Source organism: Bradyrhizobium sp. WYCCWR15520 (assembly GCF_056174665.1).
The window spans coordinates 126,792-146,990 of record NZ_JBWBWM010000021.1; the positions used below are offsets into that span (position 1 = coordinate 126,792).

19 protein-coding genes are annotated in these 20,199 nt (G+C 63.5%); 8 read left to right on the forward strand and 11 right to left on the reverse strand.

The window, feature by feature from the left end; genetic code table 11:
• Positions 1-52 precede the first annotated feature (52 nt).
• Complete coding sequence (locus AC0QUY_RS24290) at positions 53-943, forward strand: metallophosphoesterase family protein (RefSeq protein WP_475388735.1); 891 nt, start codon at positions 53-55, stop codon at positions 941-943.
• 20 nt (positions 944-963) lie between these two features.
• Here the strand turns inward: AC0QUY_RS24290 and AC0QUY_RS24295 are convergent, their stop codons facing one another.
• The 4 genes from AC0QUY_RS24295 to AC0QUY_RS24310 all read right to left on the reverse strand — a co-directional run bounded on the left by AC0QUY_RS24295 (position 964) and on the right by AC0QUY_RS24310 (position 4,401).
• Entirely contained in the window at positions 964-1,659 is a 696-nt protein-coding gene (locus AC0QUY_RS24295) for a glycine-rich domain-containing protein (RefSeq protein WP_475388737.1), read from the reverse strand.
• A 33-nt stretch (positions 1,660-1,692) separates the two neighbouring features.
• Complete coding sequence (locus AC0QUY_RS24300; RefSeq protein ID WP_475388739.1) at positions 1,693-2,250, reverse strand: hypothetical protein; 558 nt, start codon at positions 2,248-2,250, stop codon at positions 1,693-1,695.
• 268 nt (positions 2,251-2,518) lie between these two features.
• Positions 2,519-2,728 (reverse strand): DUF4170 domain-containing protein, encoded by a 210-nt coding sequence (locus tag AC0QUY_RS24305; protein WP_057838336.1) that lies wholly within the window; start codon positions 2,726-2,728, stop codon positions 2,519-2,521.
• A gap of 41 nt (positions 2,729-2,769) precedes the next feature.
• Positions 2,770-4,401 (reverse strand): isocitrate lyase, encoded by a 1,632-nt coding sequence (locus AC0QUY_RS24310; RefSeq protein ID WP_475388742.1) that lies wholly within the window; start codon positions 4,399-4,401, stop codon positions 2,770-2,772.
• Positions 4,402-4,738: 337 nt separating this feature from the next.
• Between AC0QUY_RS24310 and AC0QUY_RS24315 the strand changes: the two genes are divergently transcribed.
• From AC0QUY_RS24315 to AC0QUY_RS24325, 3 genes are all read left to right on the forward strand, one after another.
• Positions 4,739-6,184 carry a helix-turn-helix domain-containing protein gene (locus AC0QUY_RS24315; RefSeq protein WP_475388743.1) on the forward strand — a complete coding sequence of 482 codons (1,446 nt, stop codon included), beginning with the start codon at positions 4,739-4,741 and terminating at the stop codon, positions 6,182-6,184.
• 1,091 nt (positions 6,185-7,275) lie between these two features.
• A complete protein-coding gene (locus AC0QUY_RS24320; RefSeq protein ID WP_202639268.1) occupies positions 7,276-7,530 on the forward strand; it encodes a hypothetical protein in 255 nt (84 codons plus the stop codon).
• A 268-nt stretch (positions 7,531-7,798) separates the two neighbouring features.
• Entirely contained in the window at positions 7,799-8,080 is a 282-nt protein-coding gene (locus AC0QUY_RS24325) for a hypothetical protein (protein WP_161852352.1), read from the forward strand.
• A gap of 120 nt (positions 8,081-8,200) precedes the next feature.
• Here AC0QUY_RS24325 and AC0QUY_RS24330 read toward each other — a convergent pair whose 3' ends face one another.
• On the reverse strand, positions 8,201-8,608 hold the full coding sequence (locus AC0QUY_RS24330) for a VOC family protein (protein WP_475388744.1): 408 nt from the start codon (positions 8,606-8,608) through the stop codon (positions 8,201-8,203).
• A gap of 646 nt (positions 8,609-9,254) precedes the next feature.
• Between AC0QUY_RS24330 and AC0QUY_RS24335 the strand changes: the two genes are divergently transcribed.
• Positions 9,255-10,493: a glycosyltransferase gene (locus AC0QUY_RS24335; RefSeq protein WP_475388745.1), complete on the forward strand. Its 1,239-nt coding sequence runs from the start codon at positions 9,255-9,257 to the stop codon at positions 10,491-10,493.
• A gap of 109 nt (positions 10,494-10,602) precedes the next feature.
• Positions 10,603-11,661 (forward strand): glycosyltransferase family 4 protein, encoded by a 1,059-nt coding sequence (locus AC0QUY_RS24340; protein WP_475388746.1) that lies wholly within the window; start codon positions 10,603-10,605, stop codon positions 11,659-11,661.
• A 153-nt stretch (positions 11,662-11,814) separates the two neighbouring features.
• On the opposite strand, the gene AC0QUY_RS24345 is transcribed toward AC0QUY_RS24340, so the two are convergent.
• The 4 genes from AC0QUY_RS24345 to AC0QUY_RS24360 form a co-directional block, all read right to left on the reverse strand.
• Positions 11,815-12,378 (reverse strand): DinB family protein, encoded by a 564-nt coding sequence (locus tag AC0QUY_RS24345; protein ID WP_475388748.1) that lies wholly within the window; start codon positions 12,376-12,378, stop codon positions 11,815-11,817.
• A gap of 231 nt (positions 12,379-12,609) precedes the next feature.
• On the reverse strand, positions 12,610-14,883 hold the full coding sequence (locus AC0QUY_RS24350) for a xanthine dehydrogenase family protein molybdopterin-binding subunit (protein WP_475388749.1): 2,274 nt from the start codon (positions 14,881-14,883) through the stop codon (positions 12,610-12,612).
• A gap of 18 nt (positions 14,884-14,901) precedes the next feature.
• A complete protein-coding gene (locus AC0QUY_RS24355) occupies positions 14,902-15,378 on the reverse strand; it encodes a (2Fe-2S)-binding protein (protein ID WP_161852347.1) in 477 nt (158 codons plus the stop codon).
• A 17-nt stretch (positions 15,379-15,395) separates the two neighbouring features.
• Positions 15,396-16,268 (reverse strand): FAD binding domain-containing protein, encoded by an 873-nt coding sequence (locus AC0QUY_RS24360; RefSeq protein ID WP_475388750.1) that lies wholly within the window; start codon positions 16,266-16,268, stop codon positions 15,396-15,398.
• A 362-nt stretch (positions 16,269-16,630) separates the two neighbouring features.
• Between AC0QUY_RS24360 and AC0QUY_RS24365 the strand changes: the two genes are divergently transcribed.
• Positions 16,631-17,980, forward strand: a complete 1,350-nt coding sequence (locus tag AC0QUY_RS24365) for a lytic murein transglycosylase (protein WP_475388753.1) — start codon at positions 16,631-16,633, stop codon at positions 17,978-17,980.
• A 222-nt stretch (positions 17,981-18,202) separates the two neighbouring features.
• Positions 18,203-18,706 (forward strand): DUF1993 domain-containing protein, encoded by a 504-nt coding sequence (locus tag AC0QUY_RS24370; RefSeq protein ID WP_475388755.1) that lies wholly within the window; start codon positions 18,203-18,205, stop codon positions 18,704-18,706.
• A 3-nt stretch (positions 18,707-18,709) separates the two neighbouring features.
• Here the strand turns inward: AC0QUY_RS24370 and AC0QUY_RS24375 are convergent, their stop codons facing one another.
• Both AC0QUY_RS24375 and AC0QUY_RS24380 read right to left on the reverse strand, forming a co-directional pair.
• On the reverse strand, positions 18,710-19,255 hold the full coding sequence (locus AC0QUY_RS24375) for an HD domain-containing protein (RefSeq protein WP_475388756.1): 546 nt from the start codon (positions 19,253-19,255) through the stop codon (positions 18,710-18,712).
• Between the two features lie 145 nt (positions 19,256-19,400).
• A complete protein-coding gene (locus tag AC0QUY_RS24380; RefSeq protein ID WP_161852342.1) occupies positions 19,401-19,841 on the reverse strand; it encodes a hypothetical protein in 441 nt (146 codons plus the stop codon).
• Between the last annotated feature and the right edge of the window lie 358 nt (positions 19,842-20,199).

The following is a 20,199-nucleotide window of genomic DNA, read 5'->3' on the forward strand; positions in this document are numbered from 1 at the left end:
CCGACATGATCGTGCGACGGCTCTATATCACAGGGAACGCGGCGGAGCGCGAATGACCGATACCTTCACGCTGGCGCACCTGTCCGATCCGCATCTGCCGCCGCTGCCCGCGGCGCGGCTTCGCGATCTCGCGGGCAAGCGCGCGCTCGGTTATCTCAACTGGACCCGCAACCGCCACAAATATCACCGCCGCGAGGTGCTGGACGCGCTGGTCGCCGACATGCAGGCGCAGCGACCGGACCACATTGCGGTGACCGGCGATCTCGTCAACCTGGCGCTGGAAGCAGAATTCACCCCGGCCCAGGCTTGGCTCGAGAGCATCGGCACGCCGCAACAGGTGACCGTCGTTCCCGGCAATCACGACGCCTATGTGCGGGCGACGCGGCATCACTTCACCGGCACGTTCGAGCAATATCTGCGCGGCGATGCCGCCGCCGACGGCGCGTCGTTTCCGTTCCTGCGCCGGCGCGGCCCGCTGGCGCTGATCGGCGTCTCCTCGGCGGTGCCGACGCTGCCCTTGATGGCAACCGGCCGGCTCGGCCGCGCGCAGCTCGACGCGCTCGACCGCGAGCTTGCGCAGTTGCCGCCGGACGAGGCATTCCGGGTGCTGCTGGTCCATCACCCCCTGTACTCGACGTCGCGGATGAAGCAGCTGACCGACTCGAAGGCGCTGCGCGCCGTGCTGAAGCGGCGTGGCGCCGAACTGGTCCTGCACGGCCATGACCATATCCACTCGACGATGTGGCTCGAAGGCGCCGGCCACCAGATCCCCGCGGTCGGCGTGCCGTCGGCGTCGGCGCTGGCACACCGGCATTATCCAGCCGCGGCCTACAACCTGTTTTCGATCGCGCGCGAGGGCGAAAAATGGCGCTGCGTGCAGACCGTGCGCGCTGTCGACGCCGACTTCCGCGTCAAGCAGATCAAGCAGGCGACGCTGCTCTAAGTTCTTCAGAGGCGAATTTCTCAATCCCCGCCGCCACCGCAGCCGCCGCCCCCGTCGCCACCACCGCCTCCATCACCGCCTGAGTCGCTGCCGGCGTCGCCAAACCCGTCCGTACTGCCATCGACCGAGCCATCGGCGAAATCGCCGCCGCAATGCGCAGCACCGCTGCCGTTCTTGCGCAGTTCGTCGCAATCGGGGTGATAGACGAAGCCGTTTGCGATGTTGAGCTTGCTGTCGAGCGCAAACAACAGCGGCAGGCGCGTCGGCCTCACCGGATCGATGTTCTCGTATTTGCAGCAATACCACCAGACGCGGCGCAGGCCTTCATTGCTCTTGCGATGCTCGCTGAGGACGACGGCGGGCGTGTGGTGGAGGAAGCCGCCGAAGGCGCGGCGGCAGAACGCGTCGTAATCGCGCGTGTACAGGATGAATTCGTGCCAGAGATCGTCGGCGACTTGCGAGGGCATCGAGACATAGCGCTTGCCGCTCATGAGATAGGCGAGGAAGAACTGCCGCAGTCCGCGCGAGACCAGCGCGCTGTCCTTGCGCTGAAAGCCGGGGTGATGCTTCTCCAGCCGCTCGAGCAGCCCGCGCGGCCAGCGGAAGGTGCGGATGAATTCGGCACGGCGCAGCGTGCGCCACTTGCCGTAGATATAGGAGGTTCCGAACAGCGCGCCGACAAGCAGCACCACCAACGGTACCGACGAAACTGCCACGATGCCCCCGAATGCCCGAGCCGTCGGTTCAAGCTATAGATTCTTCAGGCTCGCATACAGCGCCAGTCCGAACAGCGCCACCGCGCCCAGCACGAAGCCAAGCACGAACATGCCGAAGCCGCGCCCGCGCGGCTTTTTTTCCACGACCGGCTCGGCGGCCGCGGGCGTTGCCACCATCGCATGCTCGCGCTCGATCATGCGGCGCGCGACATAGCCGGTGACGGCGTCGACGATAACAGGCACGTCATGCGACTCGGCGATCACGATGCGGCCGAAGCGCGTGTCCTGCACGAAGCGGTAGATGCGCTTGTCGCGTCCCATCACGATATGCGCGACCACGTCGATCCACAGCCGCGGCGTCTCGCCCTGGCTGACGCCGCGATCGAACAGGTCGATCTGCTCCGGCACCTCGGCGAACAAGGGATCGAGCGCCTCGTTCAGAATCTCGAGCCGGGCGACCTCGGCATCGCGCAGTTCGACCACGACGCCGGTGCGGTCGGCAGCTTCGATGCGGGCCTGGCGCAGCGCGTCGCGCAGCCTGGTCGGTCGCATGTCTCGGGCTTCGTTGCCGGTATTTTGCGCGTTTGACATCGGGAGCCGCCTTTATCCTGCGAGGGTTAGCCCGATTAACCTAGCAGTAACCATGCCTTGCGCAATGGTTGTTTGTTTTCAATAGCTTACCACTCCACAGAGTTCAGAGCCCCCGGCGAGAGCCCTCACCCCGACCCTCTCCCCGCAAGCGCGGGGAGAGGGAGACGAGCCCAGGGCACCCCTTTGCGAACGCAAACGGCCCCACCCGGTTTTCCGGATGGGGCCGCCTGTCCTTGGCGTTTCCCTAGGCGTTATTGGCAGCAGCCGCTCAGGCCGAGATGCGCGAGGGCTCTTCCACGATGGAGAAGCGTACGCCGGCCTTGTGACGGTTCTCTTCCGACACGACGCGCCAGGCGTCCTCGGCTTCCTTGCGGGTCTTGAACGGACCCTGAACCTGGGCGGAGCCTTCCACAAGCTTGTGGAAGTTCATCGAGCCGAACTCGCCGCCAATCACCCAGAAATTGCTGCCTTTGGTCATGGTAGTCTCCTGTTGTCCAAGTAGCGTGATCAATTCCAGCGTTAGCCGAACTGGTTCATCGTATTGTGGGCGCCGCCCGCCTTCAGAGCGGCTTCACCGGCGAAATATTCCTTGTGCTCGTCGCCGATATCGGAGCCCGCCATGTTCTGATGCTTGACGCAGGCGATACCCTGACGGATCTCCTGGCGCTGAACATTCTTCACATAGCCCAGCATGCCCTGCTCGCCGAAATACTCTCTTGCCAGATTGTCAGTCGACAGAGCTGCCGTGTGATAGGTCGGCAACGTGATCAGATGGTGGAAGATACCAGCACGCTTTGCCGAATCGGCCTGGAAGGTGCGGATGCGCTCGTCGGCTTCAATGGCCAGCGGCGTATCGTCGTATTCCCGCTTCATCAGGTCGGCGCGGTTGTACTTGCTGACATCCTTGCCGGCTTCCTTCATCGCGTCGTAGACCTGCCAACGGAAGTTGAGCGTCCAGTTGAACGACGGCGAGTTGTTGTAGGCCAGCTTCGCATTCGGAATCACCTCGCGGATGCGGTCGACCATCTTGGCGATCTGCTCGATATGCGGCTTCTCAGTCTCGATCCACAGCAAGTCGGCACCGTTCTGCAGCGAGGTGATGCAGTCGAGCACGCAGCGATCTTCGCCAGTGCCGGGGCGGAACTGGTAGAGGTTGCTGGCAAGCCGCTTCGGACGCATCATCTTGCCGTTACGGTTGATGATGACATCGCCATTCCTGGCGTTGGCGGCCGTCACTTCCTCGCAATCCAGGAAGCTGTTGTACTGGTCGCCGATGTCGCCGGGCTTGTGGCTGACGGCGATCTGCTGCGTGAGACCGGCGCCGAGCGAGTCGGTGCGGGTCACGACGACGCCGTCTTCGATGCCCAGTTCAAGGAAGGCATGACGGCAGGCGCGGATCTTTGCCAGGAACACCTCGTGCGGCACCGTCACCTTGCCGTCCTGGTGACCGCACTGCTTTTCGTCGGAGACCTGATTCTCGATCTGCAGGGCACAGGCGCCCGCTTCGATCATCTTCTTGGCGAGCAGATAGGTCGCCTCGGCATTGCCGAAGCCGGCATCGATGTCGGCGATGACGGGCACGACATGGGTCTGGAAGTTGTCGACCTTTTCAATCAGTTCCTTTTCCTTCGCCTTGTCGCCTGCCTTGCGGGCGACGTCGATAGCGCGGAAGATGTCGTTGAGTTCACGGGAGTCCGCCTGACGCAGGAAGGTGTAGAGCTCTTCGATCAGCGCCGGCACCGAGGTCTTCTCGTGCATCGACTGGTCGGGCAGCGGTCCGAACTCGGAGCGCAGCGCCGCGATCATCCAGCCGGACAGATACAGGTAGCGGCGATCGGTCTTGCCGCCGAAGTGCTTCTTGACCGAGATCAGCTTCTGCTGCGCGATGAAGCCGTGCCAGCAACCCAGCGACTGGGTGTACTTGGTGGGATCGGCGTCATAGGCCGCCATATCGGCGCGCATCAGCGCCGCGGTGTAGCGGGCGATGTCGAGGCCGGTCTTGAAGCGGTTCTGCAGACGCATCCGTGCCACGGCTTCGGCGGTAACACCGTTCCAGGTCGGCTTGGTCTTGAGGAGCGCTTGAGCAGCTTCAATCTCGCTGAGATAGGAAGCCGGTCCCTGGACGCTGATCCCACGTGGCTGGTAGTTCATGTGCTGTTCCTTCAATCGACATTCTTGACAGTGCGTTGCGAAACGTCCCGAGAGATAAACGCCAAAATCTCCAATTCGCATAGACTGCTTGATTTCGAATGGTGATGTCATGTAACATATGAACTTGTCACGTTTGTTATATTGTAAATTTTGTCACAAAATGGGTAAGGGAACTGCCTATTCTCCCTCGCCCCGCTCTTGCGGGGAAAGGGTCGGGGTGAGCGCTCTCTCCGCGCATTCGGACTCGCGGAGAGAGCCCCTCACCCGTCGCCGCGCGCCGGCCTCTCCCCGCGCGCGGGGAGAGGCGGAACCCGCTGCAAGAGCTAGGAACAACGTCATGGCCATCGACTCCGGAAAGAAGCTTTTCGTCGGACCCCGCTTTCGGCGGATCCGCCAGCAGCTCGGGCTGTCGCAGACCCAGATCGCCGAGGGTCTGGGCATTTCTCCGAGCTATATCAACCTGATAGAGCGGAACCAGCGCCCGGTAACGGCGCAGATCCTGCTCCGGCTGGCCGAGACCTATGACCTCGATCTGCGCGATCTCGCGACCGCCGATGAGGACCGGTTCTTTGCCGAACTGAACGAGATCTTTTCCGATCCGCTGTTCCGGCAGATTGACCTGCCGAAGCAGGAACTGCGCGACCTCGCGGAACTCTGCCCCGGCGTGACCCATTCGCTGCAACGACTCTATGCGGCCTACACCGAGGCCCGCCGCGGCGAGACGCTGGTCGCGGCGCAAATGGCCGACCGCGACGAGGGCGCGCGGTTCGAGGCCAACCCGATCGAGCGCGTGCGCGACCTGATCGAGGCCAACCGCAACTATTTTCCCGAACTCGAACAGGCCGCGGAAAATCTGCGCGATGAGCTCAACGTCTCCGCCGAGGACCTGTTCGCCGCGCTGGCGGCGCGCCTGCGCGAAAAGCATTCGATCGTTACCCGCATCATGCCTGTTGACGTGATGCGCGAGACGCTGCGGCGCTTCGACCGCCACCGTCGGCAGCTTCTGATCTCCGAACTGGTCGACGGCTCGGGCCGCGCCTTCCAGCTCGCGCTGCAGATCGGGCTTGCCGAATGCAGCGCTGCCATCGACGCCATCGTCAACCGCGCCGGTCCGCTCGACGACACCCCGCGGCGGCTCTATCGCATCACGCTCGCGAACTATTTCGCCGCCGCTGTGATGATGCCCTATCAGCCGTTCCACAGCGCGGCGGAAATGCTGAACTACGACGTGCACGTGCTGGCGCAGCGCTTCAATGCCGGCTTCGAGCAGGTCTGCCACCGTCTCACCACGCTGCAGCGGCCGAACGCACGCGGCGTGCCGTTCTTCCTGCTGCGCGTCGACAATGCCGGCAATGTCTCCAAGCGGTTTTCCTCCGGCACGTTTCCGTTCTCGAAATTCGGCGGCACCTGCCCCCTCTGGAACGTGCATTCGACCTTCGACACACCGGACCGCCTGCTCAAGCAGGTGATCGAACTGCCCGACGGCACACGCTATTTTTCGATCGCGCAGATGGTGCGCCGGCCCATCGCCCCGCACCCGCAGCCGCAGCCGCGCTTTGCTATCGGCTTGGGTTGCGAGATCCGTCATGCTTCCAAGCTGGTCTATGCGGCGGGCATGGACCTGGAGAAGGCCGAGGGCACGCCGATCGGCGTCAACTGCCGTCTCTGCGAACGCGAAAACTGCAGCCAGCGCGCCGAGCCGCCGATCACGCGGACCTTGATTTTGGACGAGAACACGCGGCGCGTGTCGTCGTTTGCCTTCTCGAATGCGCGGGAGTTGTGATGGCGTCGCCCGCCCACAAGTCGTCATACCCCGCGAATGCGGGGCATCCAGTACGCCGCGACCTATCGTTTCAATCATCGACGTCTCTGGAATACTGGGTCGCCCGGTCAAGCCGGGCGATGACAGTTGGGAATGGGCCAACGAGGAGTAGCTCGTCTTGCGGGGAGCGGAGTGACGAAGCATCCACCTCTCGGCACGCGGCGGTATGGATTGCTTCGCTGCGTTCGCAATGACGTGGATGGATATGGCTTCGCGATCTCGCGACATAATCCGCCCGAGGTTTGCAAGAACTTTCAGCCCCCAAAAAATCAGAGGGCGCAGGGAAGGCCGGGTGCTGGCTGGCACCCGCGGTCTCGTGTGCAACAAGCGCTAAAGAAAACGCACACGAGCATACAGGTATCAGCCGAAACAACCGGCCTTCCCTGCGCAATGGTTTTACGGCTTATGCCGTGCTCTCCCCGGAGCCGAATTCCTCTGGCCTCCGTCGCCGGCGAATTGGCGGCTCGCATCGCCCGGTTGAGCTTTGCAAACCTCCGCCAGCTTGACACCAGCCACGGGTGCCAGGACCACACGGTTTTGCCGTACGCAACTGCGTCATTCGTCTGGCGTGCCAGAGATCGCTCACGGGAAAACCCGCCCTGCAATCCGCATCGCTCGCCCGGCGCTGTCGCGTCCATCGCAGCCCGGCCCAACGTTCGTGACGATCGCGATACGCCCCTCTTGCGGGCCGGGATGTCGGGAGTTCTAGGACTGATTTGGGTCTCGCGCGAAGGAGTTTCTTTTTTCGCGCACGACTGGACAGGGCAAATCAGCTTGAAAGGATTGAGAAACTTTCTGTTTTCGCGCAACGGCCTTGGCCTGTAGGGCGGGTTAGCGAAGCGTAACCCGCCGATTCCGCACAGGCGGCGGATTACGCTAGCGCTAATCCGTCCTACGTCGCAGGCTTCATCGCGCCTCGTCAGGATGAGGTCTTCGGGTGCGAAGATGAAGATCTGTTCATCAGCATTGCATCGCGCTGTCGCGATCGGGAAAAAGTGGAACCATCGCCGCCAGCGCAGCGTTGCTCGGGTCACCTGCAAGAGGAGAGACCAATGCTGAAGACACTGATCACCGTTTCGACCGTGCTGCTCGCCACCACGGCGTTTGCGCAGACCGGCACGAAGTCTCCGGGTTCTTCTGAATACGCCCCGGGACAGAAGATGCAGAAGGCCAAGACATCGACCGCGCCGGGTGCGTCGGAATACGCGCCGGGACATCAGAAGAAATCGGCGAAGGCCAAGGGCCATTCGGGAAGCGCACCGGGTCAGCAGACCACGACCGGAATGGCTACGAAGAAGAAGAACTAGTTCTACTTGGTCAGCGCGGCCCGGCATCGATGCCGGGCCGTTTTGCGTTCGCGTGTCCGCAGGTTCGATCTTTCTACAGGTCTCCAGCGTCATTGGCGCAGCGCATCAATATACCGCCTTCTCCCACCCGGAGTGCCACGTCTGTGTCCCGCTGGTGACGATCACATTTAAAACGTGGGTATTCCGCAATTTTGCGATGGAACGGCCAAGCCGATTCGCTAGTTTTGAAAACAGCGATTCCCAGAACTCGCGGATGGATGCAGGCCCGATGTTGCGACGCGTCAAGCTGATGAACCCGTTCGAAATCGTCCAGGACCGGATCGCGCCGGAACGGCCGCAGCCGCAACCGGTCGAGCCGAAAGTCGTCAACCGCACGGCCCGTGCCACGCCGGTCTGCGCCGCCTGCGGTTCCGACGACATCATTTGCCACGCCACGGCGCAATGGAGCAACGAGGCGCAGGAATGGCAGCTCGCCAACACCTTCAATCAGCCAGCGCGCTGCAACACCTGCCACAGCGACTGCAATCTGGTGTGGCTGACGCTGAACTAGGGCGCGGCAACGCCTAGAGTAGCCCGGATGGAGCGCAGCGCAATCCGGGGACCACCTCTCCGCTGAGCGACCTGTCCCGGATTGCGCTGCGCTCCATCCGGGCTACAGTTCGTGCCCGCCTCAAATCTCCGCATACACCTCCAGCAGGTTTCCATCGGGATCCCTGAAGAACAGCGTGCGATGGCCGAAGCTCTGGTCCTTCGGCGGCTCGAGCAGATCGACGCCGTGCCGCACCAGTTCGCCGGCGCAGCGATCGACATCCTCGGCGGCAACCTTGAACGCGAGCTGCAGCGACGCACTCCCCGTTGGCGTCGGCGCATCCTTTGCGGTGCGGCTCGGACGCGCGAGCGCGAGCGTGTTGCCGCCGATCTGATATTCGATCCATCCCGCCGACAATTCACGCATCAGCGGAAAGCGGAGCACGCCCTCATAGAAGCTGCGCATCGCCGCCATGTCGCGGACGAAGATGATCGTATAGTCGATGGCGCGGATGGATTGGAAGGGAGATGGCACTTGTGGTTCGCTCACGGCCGGTTTTCCGTCGATGCTTTGATGATTGGGCGATTGTCGCATGGCTGAAGACGCATCGACAATGCCTTGATCGCGTTCTGCGTAGGGCGGATTAGCGTCAGCGTAATCCGCCGAATGGTGGTGAGGCGGCGGATTACGCTGCGCTAATCCGCCCTACATTCCGTTCGCCTTATCACGACGTTAATCTCGCACAACATCGGTTGCCCAACCGCATGGAAGCTGGGTGACGTGCTGTGGACCCTCTTGAAGGCGTTATCCGTCTCGTCGGCCTGTTCCTCAGGTGGCTGTTTGGCTGGCCGCTGCATCTCTTCCGCCGCTGGGGTGGATCGTCAGCCGGATCGTGATCCTTCGCAGATGCGGTACTTGAGAGATTCGGGCGGCTCTCGCTCGGCGTATTTTTGACGCCCTGCGTTCTGCCGCCGCTGGGTTGCTGATCTTTAGGTGACGACAACAGCGGTCAGCTCGTAGCCCAGATGAACAAGTCGTTCATCCAGACGACACTTGCCACAATTTCCCGACCACTAGCCGAACGAACAATGGTCCTTCGGGAACGCAGCCCGGCAAGCGCGGTTAGTGACGAGCGCAGCGTCCAGGCGTCAAGCGCCGATGGAATGGCAGCGCGGTGGAAACGACAGGAGGCCCCATGTCGCTGGCAGCTCCAGACATTGACCGGTCGACGCTCGGCCTGCATTCGCTCGCGCAATACGAGCCGATCATCGGCCGGAAAGCGGCCGACCGGATTGCGGGGAAAGCCGAGCGGGTGGGCACGCTTCGAATCGCCCATGTGAGTTCCACGTTCTATGGCGGCGGCGTCACCGAGATTCTCACCCCGCTGACCCTGATGATGAACGCGATCGGCATCGAAACCGACTGGCACCTGATCCAGGGCACGCCGGCGTTCTTCGGCTGCACCAAGAAACTGCACAACATGCTGCAGGGCGCCGATATCGACTTTCCCGAAGTCGACCGAAAGATCTACGAACAGGTGGTGTTCGAGAACGCCACACGGATTCACCTCGAAGAATGCGATGCGGTGATCGTGCACGATCCGCAGCCGCTGCCGCTGGTGCGCTATATTGCGGAACGGCGGATGCCGTGGTTCTGGCAGTGCCACGTCGATCTTTCCTCACCGCATCCGCCGACATGGAAGTACCTGCGGCAATTCGTCGAGCAGTATGACGCGGCGATCTTCTCGTTGCCGGAATATACGCAGAACCTTGGCATCGATGAACTGTTCGTCACGCCCGCGATCAATCCGTTCGCCGCCAAGAACGTCGAATTGTCCGACCGGGAGATTGACGATTGCCTGTCGCAGCACGGCATTCCGCCCGATCGCCCGCTGGTGGCCCAGGTCTCGCGGTTCGACGTGTGGAAGGATCCCAAGGGTGTGATCGAGGCGTTTCGCAAGGCGCGCAAGGAAGCGGACTGCACGCTGGTCCTGATCGGCAATAATGCGAGCGACGATCCCGAAGGCGAAACCATCCTTGAAGATATCAAGCGCTCGATCGACGACAGCATCATCGTGCTCGCCGTCGACGATCCGATCCTGGTGAACGCGCTGCAGCGCCGCGCCGCCGTGGTCCTGCAGAAGTCGACCCGCGAGGGGTTCGGCCTCACCGTCACCGAGGCGATGTGGAAGGGCGCCGCCGTGATCGGCGGCAATGTCGGCGGCATCCGCCGGCAGATCGTCGACGGCGAGAACGGATTTCTGGTCGACAGCGTGGATCAGGCGGCGGAACGGATCGTGCAGATCCTGAAGGATCCCGCGTTGCGCCAACAGCTCGGTGACCGGGCCAAGGAAAGCGTGCGCGAAAAATTCCTGATGAGCCGTCTCCTGGAAGATTGGCTGGATATCCTCGCGCGCTATCAGCGGCCGGTATGACGATCGTGCGACGAAAATTCCCGCAAGAGAAGCGGAACGCCTCGCGGCAGAGACACGTTCAACTCCCGGCGCAGGACCGGAGCCTACTTGCTGAAGGGTGAACACCAACATGCGGATCGCGCAGGTCGCTCCCCTCGCCGAAAGCATTCCCCCCAAACTCTATGGCGGCACCGAACGCGTCGTGGCGTGGCTGATCGAGGAACTGGTGAAGCTCGGTCACGAGGTGACGCTGTTTGCGAGCGGCGATTCCAAAACCCGCGCCGAGCTCGAGCCGGTCTGGCCGCGGGCGCTGCGACTCGGGCGGCCGCGGTCGGACCCGATGGCAGCGCAGGCGGCGCTGCTCGACGCCGTCGCGCGACGCGCCAGCGAGTTCGATGTGATCCACGTCCATATCGACTGGCTGCATCTGCCGTTGCTGAGCCGGCTCGGCGTCCCCTTCGTCACCACCACGCACGGACGGCTCGACTTGCCGGGATTTCCCGAGGTCGCGCTGCGCTTTCCCGATGCGCCCTATGTCTCGATCTCCAATAACCAGCGCGAAGCGCTGCCGGAGGCGAAATGGATCGGCACCGTTTATCACGGCCTTCCTGCGACTTCGCTCCGTCCCTCATTGGAGCGTGGGCGCTATCTTGCCTTTCTCGGCCGGCTCACCGCCGAGAAAGGACCCGAGGCCGCCATCCGCATCGCGCGCGCGGCAAAGATGCCGCTGCATATCGCAGCCAAGCTGCCGCGCGGCGAGCGTGCTTTTTTCAAGGAAAAGCTGGAGCCGCAGATCGATGGCGAGCAGGTGCGGCTGACCGGCGAGGTCAACGACAAGACCAAGGAGGAATTTCTCGCCGGCGCCACGGCCCTGCTGTTTCCGATTGATTGGCCCGAGCCGTTCGGCCTTGTGATGATCGAGGCGATGGCGTGCGGCACGCCTGTGATCGCGTTCCGCTCGGGCTCGGTGCCCGAGGTGATCGACGACGGGATCACCGGTTTTGTCGTGGAGAGCGAAGAGCAGGCGATCGAGGCGCTCGGACGTATCGGGGAGCTGGATCGCGGCCGCGTGCGCGCGCATTTCGAGAAGCGGTTCACGTCGGAACGGATGGCGCGGGAGTATGTGCGGCACTATGAGGCGCTGCGGCAGACGAGAAGCGAAAACGTCTTGGAGCGTGCGCGGGTGTAGCCGCCGTAGCCCGCATGAGCCAACGGGTCGCGCGAACGCGCCGATGACAGGCTCCGCGATATGCGGGGACGAGTGGTCCCGGATATCGCTTCCGCCTACGCTCGTTGAGCTACGGCGGACAAGTCGCTCATCCGGGCTACGCTTGTTCAAGCCTCAGTTCGCTCCACCCCATATCTTCTCCTCTGTCCAACCCAACTCCGCGAACTCTGCCGCCCGCAGCGGCGCTTCGCCGACCGCGAAGAACTCGTCGAGCTGCGGCGGGCTCACCGACGTGCCGCTGAGCATGGCGTGGGCCTGGCCGCGATGATGCACGTCGTGCTGGAACAGGTGTAGCAGCAAACGGTCCATCCGCTCGCGCTGGATCGAGGTGCCGCGATGCACGGAGACGATGAGCTGCAGTCCGGCGCTATCGAGCGCCTCGACGACCTTGAGTAGACGTTGGTCTACCGCGGCCTGGGCCTTCTTTAGCGCGGTAACTGTCGCACAAGGCTCCTGATCCGCAAAGGCCGCCGGCCCCAGCGTACCTCCTTCCATCGCATCGACGTAAAAGTGGTCGATGATCAGGATGTGGTTGAGCGTGGCGCGCAGGCTCGGAAAGAAGCCGGTTCGTTTCGCGGTGAATTCATCCTGCGACAGCCGCGCACAGGCGGTGAGCAGCCGGTGGTTTGCCCAGGCGTTGTTGTACGCCATGGCGCGGAAGGGAAGCACGTCATTCATGGGCGTTGCCAACCAGTAGCCCGCATGAGCGCAGCGATATGCGGAGAGCGATAATGAAGGTCCCGGATTGCGCTGCGCTCCATCCGGGCTACGCTCGCTAACTCACCCCACGATTTCCCCGCCGTCATTGCGAGGAGCGATAGCGACGAAGCAATCCACCTTCTCGATGCCGTGCTATGGATTGCTTCGCTTCGCTCGCAATGACGGTTTGGTCACATACCGTCGTGCTCCCTACTCCGCCGCCTCTCGCGTCGGCGCTTCCAGCACTTCCAGCACCTTCGGCGGCGACATCGGCAGCGCATAGAACCGCTTGCCCAGCGCGTTGTAGATCGCGTTCGCCACCGCCGCCATCACGGGGACCAGCGGCACTTCGCCGACGCCCTTGACGCCTTGCGGATGTTTTGGATTCGGGATCTCGACCATGATGCAGTCGATCATCGGCAAATCAGAGCAGACCGGCATGCGATAGTCGAGGAAGCCGGGGTTATCGACCTTGCCCTCCTTCGTGTAGATGTATTCCTCGTTCAGCGCCCACCCGATGCCCTGGGCGACGCCGCCCTGGAGCTGGCCCTCGACATAGCCGGGATGAATGGCGCGGCCGACATCCTGCACGGCGGTGTAGCGGATCACGCGCGCGATGCCGAGATCGACGTCGACCTCGACGTCGCAGACATGCGTGCCGAAACCGCCGTCGGCGCCTTGGGTATTGAGCTGCACACCGGCGCCGATCGGTCCGCCCATCGCGGGCGCCTTCTCGGCGAGTTGTTGCAGCGTCAGCGGCTCGAACTGGCCGGCGTTCGGGCTCACGGGATGCGCCGCGCCCTGCTCCCACTTCACCGCTTCAGGATCGATCTCCCAGATCTTTGCCGCGCGCTCACGCAGCGTCTGGATGATCTTTTCGGTCGACTGCGTCACCACCATGGAAGAGGCGAACAGCACGCGGCTACCGCCGGTCAGGTTGGAGAAGCCGACCGTTTGCGTATCGCCGATGATGACGGAGACGCGGCGGTAGTCGATGCCGAGCAATTCGGCGCAGATGTTGGCAATGCCGGCGCGCGAGCCGCCAATGTCAGGATGCCCTGTGGTGACGACGACGTTGCCGTCCTCGGTGATGTTGACTTGCGCCGAGGATTCGCCGCCGGCGTTGAACCAGAAGCCGGAAGCGACGCCCCTGCCCCTCAACTTGCCCTGTACGTCGCCGAGCGGCGCGGCATAATGCGGCGAGTTCTTGGCGGCTTCCACGGTCTCGACATAGCCGATGCGCGGGAAGGTCGGGCCGTGCGCGGCTTTGGTGCCTTCCCTCGCGGCGTTCTTCAGGCGGAAGTCGAGCGGGTCCATCTTCAGGGCCTCTGCGACTTCGTCGAGTACGCATTCGACCGCGTAGGCGCCGATCGGCGCGCCCGGCGCCCGATAGGCCGCGACCTTGGAGCGGTTGGAGCAGACGTCAAAACCTTCGGAGAGCAGGTTCGGGATGTCGTAGGGCGTGAAGCTGCAGCCCGCGGCACCGCGGATCGGCGAGCCCGGAAAGGCGCCGGCCTGCAGATAGAAGGTACCATGCGCGGCGACGATCTTGCCGTCTTTGGTCGCGCCGATCTTCACCGTGCTCTTCGAGCCTGACGTGGGGCCGGTCGCGCGCATCACTTCCTCGCGCGTCATCACCATCTTCACCGGGCGGCCGGATTTTTTCGCGAGCAGGGTCGCGAGCGGTTCGAGATAGACGATGGTCTTGCCGCCAAAACCGCCGCCGATCTCGGCGGGGATGGCGCGGATGTCGCTCTGCGGGATGCCCGTGAGCATCGACGTCATCGCGCGCACCATGAACTGGCCCTGGCTGGAGCTCCAGATCGTGGTCTTGCCGTCGGGCGCCACCGAGATCAGGCAGGCATGCGGCTCGATATAGCCCTGGTGCACCGGGCGCGTGGTGAAGGTGCGCTCGATGACGACATCGGCCCTCTTGAAACCTTCCGCGATGTCACCCTTCTTGTGCTCGAGGCGGCCGGCGATGTTGGAGGGCTTGCCATCGAACTTGTTGAACTCGTGCAGAATGGGCGCATCAGGCTTGATCGCGTCGTCGATCTCGATCGACCACGGCAGCACTTCGTAATCGACCTCGATCAGCTTGCAGGCTTCCGCCGCGATCGCTTCCGTGGTCGCGGCAACCGCCGCGACGGGATGGCCGGGGAACAGCGCCTTGTCGCGCGCCATCACGTTGCGGCACATCCAGCGCATGTCCTGGATGCCGAGCATGACCGCGCCCTTCTCGATCGGGAAATCGACGATGTCCTTCGAGGTGACGACGGCCTTTACGCCGGGCAGCGCTTCCGCTTTGGCCGTGTTGATCGATCTGATGCGCGCATGCGGATGCGGGCTGCGCAAAACCTTGCCCCAGATCATGCCTGGCATGGTGGTGTCGGCGGCGAACTGGGCGCGGCCGGTGACCTTGTCCATGCCATCAGGCCTGATGGTGCGCTGGCCGATCCACTTGTTGTTGGTGACGACGTTCATTGGGCTGTCTCCCGCGATCTATTGCGCGCGCATTTCGGCAGCGGTTTCCATCACCGCACGGACGATCTTGTCATAGCCGGTGCATCGGCAGAGGTTGCCGGCAAGCCAGAAGCGGACCTCCTCCTCGCTCGGGTCAGGATTCTTCTTCAGCAGCGCATCGGAGGCGACCAGCATGCCCGAGGTGCAGATGCCGCATTGCAGCGCGGCCATTTCCAGAAACTTCTGCTGCAGCGGATGCAGTCTGTCGCCCTGCGCCATGCCCTCGATGGTCCTGATTTCGTGGCCCTCGGACTCGACCGCGAGCATCAGGCAGGAGCAGACCAGCCGATCGTCAAGCGTGATCGAGCAGGCGCCGCAATCGCCGGAGGCGCAGCCTTCCTTGGAGCCGGTGAGATTCAAGGTTCCGCGCAGCGCGTCGAGCATGGTGTCTGATGGCTCGCACAGAAATTCCATCGGCTCGCCGTTGATTGACGTGGTGACGTGAACTTTGGCCATGAAAGTTATTTCCCGATTCAATTTTTCTGGGTCGCGCGTTGGGCAGCGATCGCGGCGGTGCGCCTGAGCAGCACGCCGGCCACCTTGGTGCGGTAGGCGATGGTGCCGCGCTTGTCGTCGATTGGACGGCAGGCGGCGGAGCAGGCAGCGGCGGCCTTTGCCAACGCGGCGTCGTCGAGCTTGGAGCCGATCAGCGCCCTGGCGGCGTCTTCTACCAGCAGCACGGTGGGCGCCACCGCGCCGAGGCCGACGCGGGCTGACGTGACGGTGCCGTCCTTGATCGTGAGGCTGACGCCGACACCGACGACGGCAATGTCCATTTCGGTGCGCGGAATCATGCGCAAGTAAGCGTCGCTCGATCCGGGCGGGCGCGGCGGCAAGGTGAAACTCACCAGGATCTCACCAGGTTTCAGATTGGTGCGGCCGGGACCGGCGGGGACGTCCTCCACCTTCATCTCGCGGCGGCCATTCGGGCCCTGCACGGTGACGACGGCGCCGGCCGCAACCATCGCGGGCACGCTGTCGCCGGCGGGCGAGCCGTTGCAGAGATTGCCGCCCGCGGAAGCACGGCCCTGCACCTGCTTGGAACCGATCAGGTTGACGGCCTCCAGCACGCCGGGCCAGACCTTGCCGAATTTGCCGTGCTCGGCGAGCGCCATGCCGGAGACGGCCGCGCCGATGCGAAAGCCGCCATCGGCGGTCTGCTCGATCGCCGTCATCTCGGGAATTTTCTTGATGTCGACGATCACGCCGGGCTTGAGCACGCCGGACCGCATCTGCACCAGAAGATCGGTGCCGCCGGCCAGGATGCGCGCCGCGCTGCCGGCCTTCGCGAATGCACCGACCGCTTCGTCAAGCGTGTCAGGCGCCAGGTATCGGAGTTCCGTCATGGTCTTCCGCCATCTCCCTCGTTCCGCCCGCCCCGGTGATTGTCGGCTCACCTTCAAAAGTCGGGCAGACGGCAAGCCTACACGGGGAAACGCGGTTGGAACAGCCTGCGAGATCAGGTTGTTACGGCAGGCTCCTATGCGCAAGACGGGCTTGCGCGGCAGATTGCTCCGAGGCGGGGATCGATCTCCGGCATTGTGAAATTTGTAGGGTGGGCGAAGGCGCCCTTGCGCCGTGCCCACCATCTTGGTTGAACTGGCCACCTTGCTTTGAGATGGTGGGCACGCTTCCGCCTTCGCTCTTCGAGCTACGGCGGACAAGTCGCTTTGCCCAACCTACGGTCCCTTTCCAACCGGTGACATTGATGCCGCTTTTCCGATTCCTCGTTGCTGCCACGGCGTCCCTGTTCCTTTCATCCCTCGCCATCGCCCAACCGGTCCTTGCTCCATCCCGTCCCGCGCCGAGGCCCGCTGTCGCACCGCTGCCCGGTCAGCAGCCACCGGCCGCCGCTCCGCGCACGCCGCGCGCAGCTTCCTGCCACAACGGCCTGTCGTTCGACCGCTTCCTGGCGGACCTCAAACAGCAGGCCGCCGCGGAGGGCGTGTCGCAGCGCGCGTTGGCCGAAGCCGCGCCCTATCTCGTCTACGACCAGGGCATCGTCAATCGCGACCGCGGCCAGCGCGTGTTTGGCCAGGTGTTCACCGAGTTCGCGCGGAACCGGGCGTCCGACGGCGCGGCAAAAAATGCGCAGGCGCGAATCCGGATGCATGCGGCAGCGTTCAACCGCGCCGAGAAGGAATATGGCGTGCCCCCGGCCGTGATCGCCGCGTTCTGGGGACTGGAGAGCAGCTTTGGCGCCGAGCTCGGCAATCTGTCTACGCTGCGCTCGCTGGTGTCGCTGGCGTATGACTGCCGCCGCTCGGAGATGTTCAGCAAGGAAACCATCGCGGCGCTCAAGATCGTCGACCGCGGCGACCTCACGGCAAGCGAGATGATCGGCGCATGGGCCGGCGAGCTCGGGCAAACGCAATTTTTGCCGACGCATTATTTCACCTATGCGGTGGACTATGACGGCGACGGCCATCGCAACCTGCTGCGCAGCGCGCCCGACGTGATCGGCTCGACGGCGAACTACATCGCCACCGGTTTAAAATGGCGGCGCGGCGAGCCATGGCTGCAGGAAGTCCGCGCGCCTGCGAATTTTCCATGGGACCAGGCTGATCTGACGACCAAGCTGCCGCGCGCAAAATTCGCGCAGCTCGGCGTCACCTATCCCGACGGCAGGGCGTTGCCGAACGACGACTTGCCGGCGTCGCTGCTGATTCCGATGGGCCGCACCGGACCGGCGTTTCTGGCCTATGCGAATTTCGCCGCCTACACCGAGTGGAATAACTCGCTGATCTATTCGACCACCGCAGCCTATCTCGCCACCCGCATCGCCGGCGCCCCGCCGATGCGCCAGCCGTCGGCGCCGGTCGCGCAACTGCCGCTCAACGAGCTGAAGGAGCTGCAGCAGCTTCTGGTGCGCGCGGGCTTCAATGTCGGCAAGGTCGACGGCGTGATGGGACAGTTGAGCCGCACGGCGGTGAAGGCGATGCAGATCAAGTACGGGCTCCCGGCGGATTCCTGGCCGACGGCGGAATTGCTGGCGCGGATGCGCGGGCCGAGCGCCCAGGCGCAGCCCGCCGGCATGGTAATGCCCGCAGCGCGATGAACTGACTCCTCGTAGCCCGGATGGAGCGCAGCGAAATCCGGGACAGTGCCCGCGTGCACAGAACCCCGGATTGCGCTTCGCTCCATCCGGGCTACGGGTTCGGAGCGGGAATAATTGACTGTGATCCGCAGGCTGCAGGAGTTGTATTTCCTTCGCAGCTCCCCATCTCGCAAAGCACCTCATCCTCCCGAGGCCTATTCCACATCACGAAAAGAGCATCGCATGTCTTTCCACGACGCCACCGTGCCCGCCTTCCTGCAGATTCTCGGCGGCCTTTCCGGTCTGCTCACCAAGGCGGAAGCACATTGCAAGGCGAAGAACATCCAGCCCGAGGTGCTGCTCAATGCGCAGCTCTATCCGGACATGTATCCGCTGACGCGGCAGGTGCAGATCGTCTGCGATTTCGCCGCGAAGACCTGCGCGCGGCTGACGGGAAGCGAAGTGCCGTCGACGCCGGACACCGAAAAGAGTTTTGAGGAACTGCAGCAGCGGATTGCGAAAGCGACCGACTATGTGAAGTCGTTCAAGCCGGCGCAATTCGACGGCGGCGACACGCGCGAGGTGACCTTCCCCGTCGGCCTGGGCAGCACCCGGACGCTGACGGGCCAGCAATATCTCGTCAATTTTGCGTTTCCGAATTTCTATTTCCATGCCGCCACCGCGCACGGCATCCTGCGCCACAACGGCGTCGAGATCGGCAAGCGGGACTTTCTCGGGGGTAAGTAACCGTCAGCGCAAGGACGCCAGTTCGCGCGCGAGGTTTTCGCGGGCCTGCCGGTCATATCTCGCGGCAAAAACCGCATCGGGAAAGATGACCGGCCGGCCTGCGAACTGGCTGAGCATCCTGGCGCGGCCGGCGCGATAGTCGCCCTCCGGCACATGGATGAACTCCTGCCGGATCGCGGCGGCGTAAGCGTCGTATCGCGCCGGCTCCGCGCCCAAAATGCTGAGGTCGATCGAGATCAGGATGGCGCCCAGGCGATCATCTGATTGAACCGCGTGGGTCTTGGTCAGACGGATGAGGCGGCCGACTTCCTGGCGAATATCCTCGCGCACGTGCTGCTCGGCCAATTGCGCGCTGAGCTCTTCGTTGTCCGAGCGGGTCGCGTCGTAGATGACATCGTGCCACCAGATCGCCTCTGACAGGATTTCGCGCTCGAGCGCCGAAAGGTTTTCCACGCGTGCGAGCACGGCGAGGCAGTCTTCGATATGCGCGAGGTTGTGATAGTGGCGGCTTGGCGCAGAGTAAGCGGCAACCAGCTCGTCGCGGTTCATGCGAGGTGCTCACCATTTCGAGCAGCGTCATTGCCTGCGACAAACGCGGAGGGTTTGCGCAAGGGAGCGAAGCGACGAAGCAATCCATCTCTCCGCAAGTGGCGGCATGGATTGCTTCGCTCCGCTCGCAATGACGTCGGGGAAATTACCGCATCGTGATCGCGAGGCCGCTGAGATCGGCATTCGCCATCAAGCCAACCTGGTGCCCGGTCAATTCCAGCACTGCGCCCTTCTGGTTGGTGAGCACGATCGCGCGCGCGCCGCGGCCGACCGCAATGCCCGCGCCGGCCGCTCCGTAGACGCCGGCGACATCGGAGGCGCGCCAGATGTTGCTGACGCGGCCGCGCAGGATCGTCTTCGAGCCGCCGAACACAAAGCCGTAGTCGAGGCCGCCGGTCGAAAGCGCGTATCGCCGCCCGCGGAAATCCAAGACGCCACTGCCGCCGGAACCGCCGATCACCCAGCCCGCCTTGTAGATCGTGAGCTGCACGAAACCTTCGTCGGCACGCGCGGCGGAAGACAACGTAACGCCCGCGAAAGCCGCAAGCGCGAGCATGGCGGCACGGAGGGCGGATGGCATCTTCATGGATATTTTCTCCAGGGAATTGGCGGCCTGAGGCGCCGCTTGAGTCGTGACCGGCTGATTGTACCCCATCGAGGTAATCCGGAAAGCGCATTGATGGCCCGCACGGGAACGCAGGCGCGACACAATTTCATCAAAATCTGCCGGTCCCGTACGAAAGATTTCTGCGCAGGCGCATGATAATCGTCGCGCCTGTGAACTGCATTACCTTTGCCGCGATCATCTTGCGCTAGTAATCCGCGCGGCAATTTGCTTCCGCGATCCTATCGCATCGCACCTTTCCAAAGCTATCGGCGGGTCGTAAGCGCCGCGCCGCTGCCTTTCCAGCGAGGCAGCGGCGCGTTAGGCTCAAAGCACCGAA

Bases quoted from the DNA above. Each gene is read 5' to 3' on its own strand.
- AC0QUY_RS24290 (WP_475388735.1), top strand. From the start codon at position 53: ATGACCGATACCTTCACGCTGGCGCACCTGTCCGATCCGCATCTGCCG.
- AC0QUY_RS24300 (WP_475388739.1), bottom strand. From the start codon at position 2,250: ATGTCAAACGCGCAAAATACCGGCAACGAAGCCCGAGACATGCGACCG.
- AC0QUY_RS24305 (WP_057838336.1), bottom strand. From the start codon at position 2,728: ATGACCAAAGGCAGCAATTTCTGGGTGATTGGCGGCGAGTTCGGCTCG.
- AC0QUY_RS24310 (WP_475388742.1), bottom strand. From the start codon at position 4,401: ATGAACTACCAGCCACGTGGGATCAGCGTCCAGGGACCGGCTTCCTAT.
- AC0QUY_RS24315 (WP_475388743.1), top strand. From the start codon at position 4,739: ATGGCCATCGACTCCGGAAAGAAGCTTTTCGTCGGACCCCGCTTTCGG.
- AC0QUY_RS24320 (WP_202639268.1), top strand. From the start codon at position 7,276: ATGCTGAAGACACTGATCACCGTTTCGACCGTGCTGCTCGCCACCACG.
- AC0QUY_RS24325 (WP_161852352.1), top strand. From the start codon at position 7,799: ATGTTGCGACGCGTCAAGCTGATGAACCCGTTCGAAATCGTCCAGGAC.
- AC0QUY_RS24335 (WP_475388745.1), top strand. From the start codon at position 9,255: ATGTCGCTGGCAGCTCCAGACATTGACCGGTCGACGCTCGGCCTGCAT.
- AC0QUY_RS24340 (WP_475388746.1), top strand. From the start codon at position 10,603: ATGCGGATCGCGCAGGTCGCTCCCCTCGCCGAAAGCATTCCCCCCAAA.
- AC0QUY_RS24345 (WP_475388748.1), bottom strand. From the start codon at position 12,378: ATGAATGACGTGCTTCCCTTCCGCGCCATGGCGTACAACAACGCCTGG.
- AC0QUY_RS24350 (WP_475388749.1), bottom strand. From the start codon at position 14,883: ATGAACGTCGTCACCAACAACAAGTGGATCGGCCAGCGCACCATCAGG.
- AC0QUY_RS24355 (WP_161852347.1), bottom strand. From the start codon at position 15,378: ATGGCCAAAGTTCACGTCACCACGTCAATCAACGGCGAGCCGATGGAA.
- AC0QUY_RS24360 (WP_475388750.1), bottom strand. From the start codon at position 16,268: ATGACGGAACTCCGATACCTGGCGCCTGACACGCTTGACGAAGCGGTC.
- AC0QUY_RS24365 (WP_475388753.1), top strand. From the start codon at position 16,631: ATGCCGCTTTTCCGATTCCTCGTTGCTGCCACGGCGTCCCTGTTCCTT.
- AC0QUY_RS24370 (WP_475388755.1), top strand. From the start codon at position 18,203: ATGTCTTTCCACGACGCCACCGTGCCCGCCTTCCTGCAGATTCTCGGC.
- AC0QUY_RS24375 (WP_475388756.1), bottom strand. From the start codon at position 19,255: ATGAACCGCGACGAGCTGGTTGCCGCTTACTCTGCGCCAAGCCGCCAC.
- AC0QUY_RS24380 (WP_161852342.1), bottom strand. From the start codon at position 19,841: ATGAAGATGCCATCCGCCCTCCGTGCCGCCATGCTCGCGCTTGCGGCT.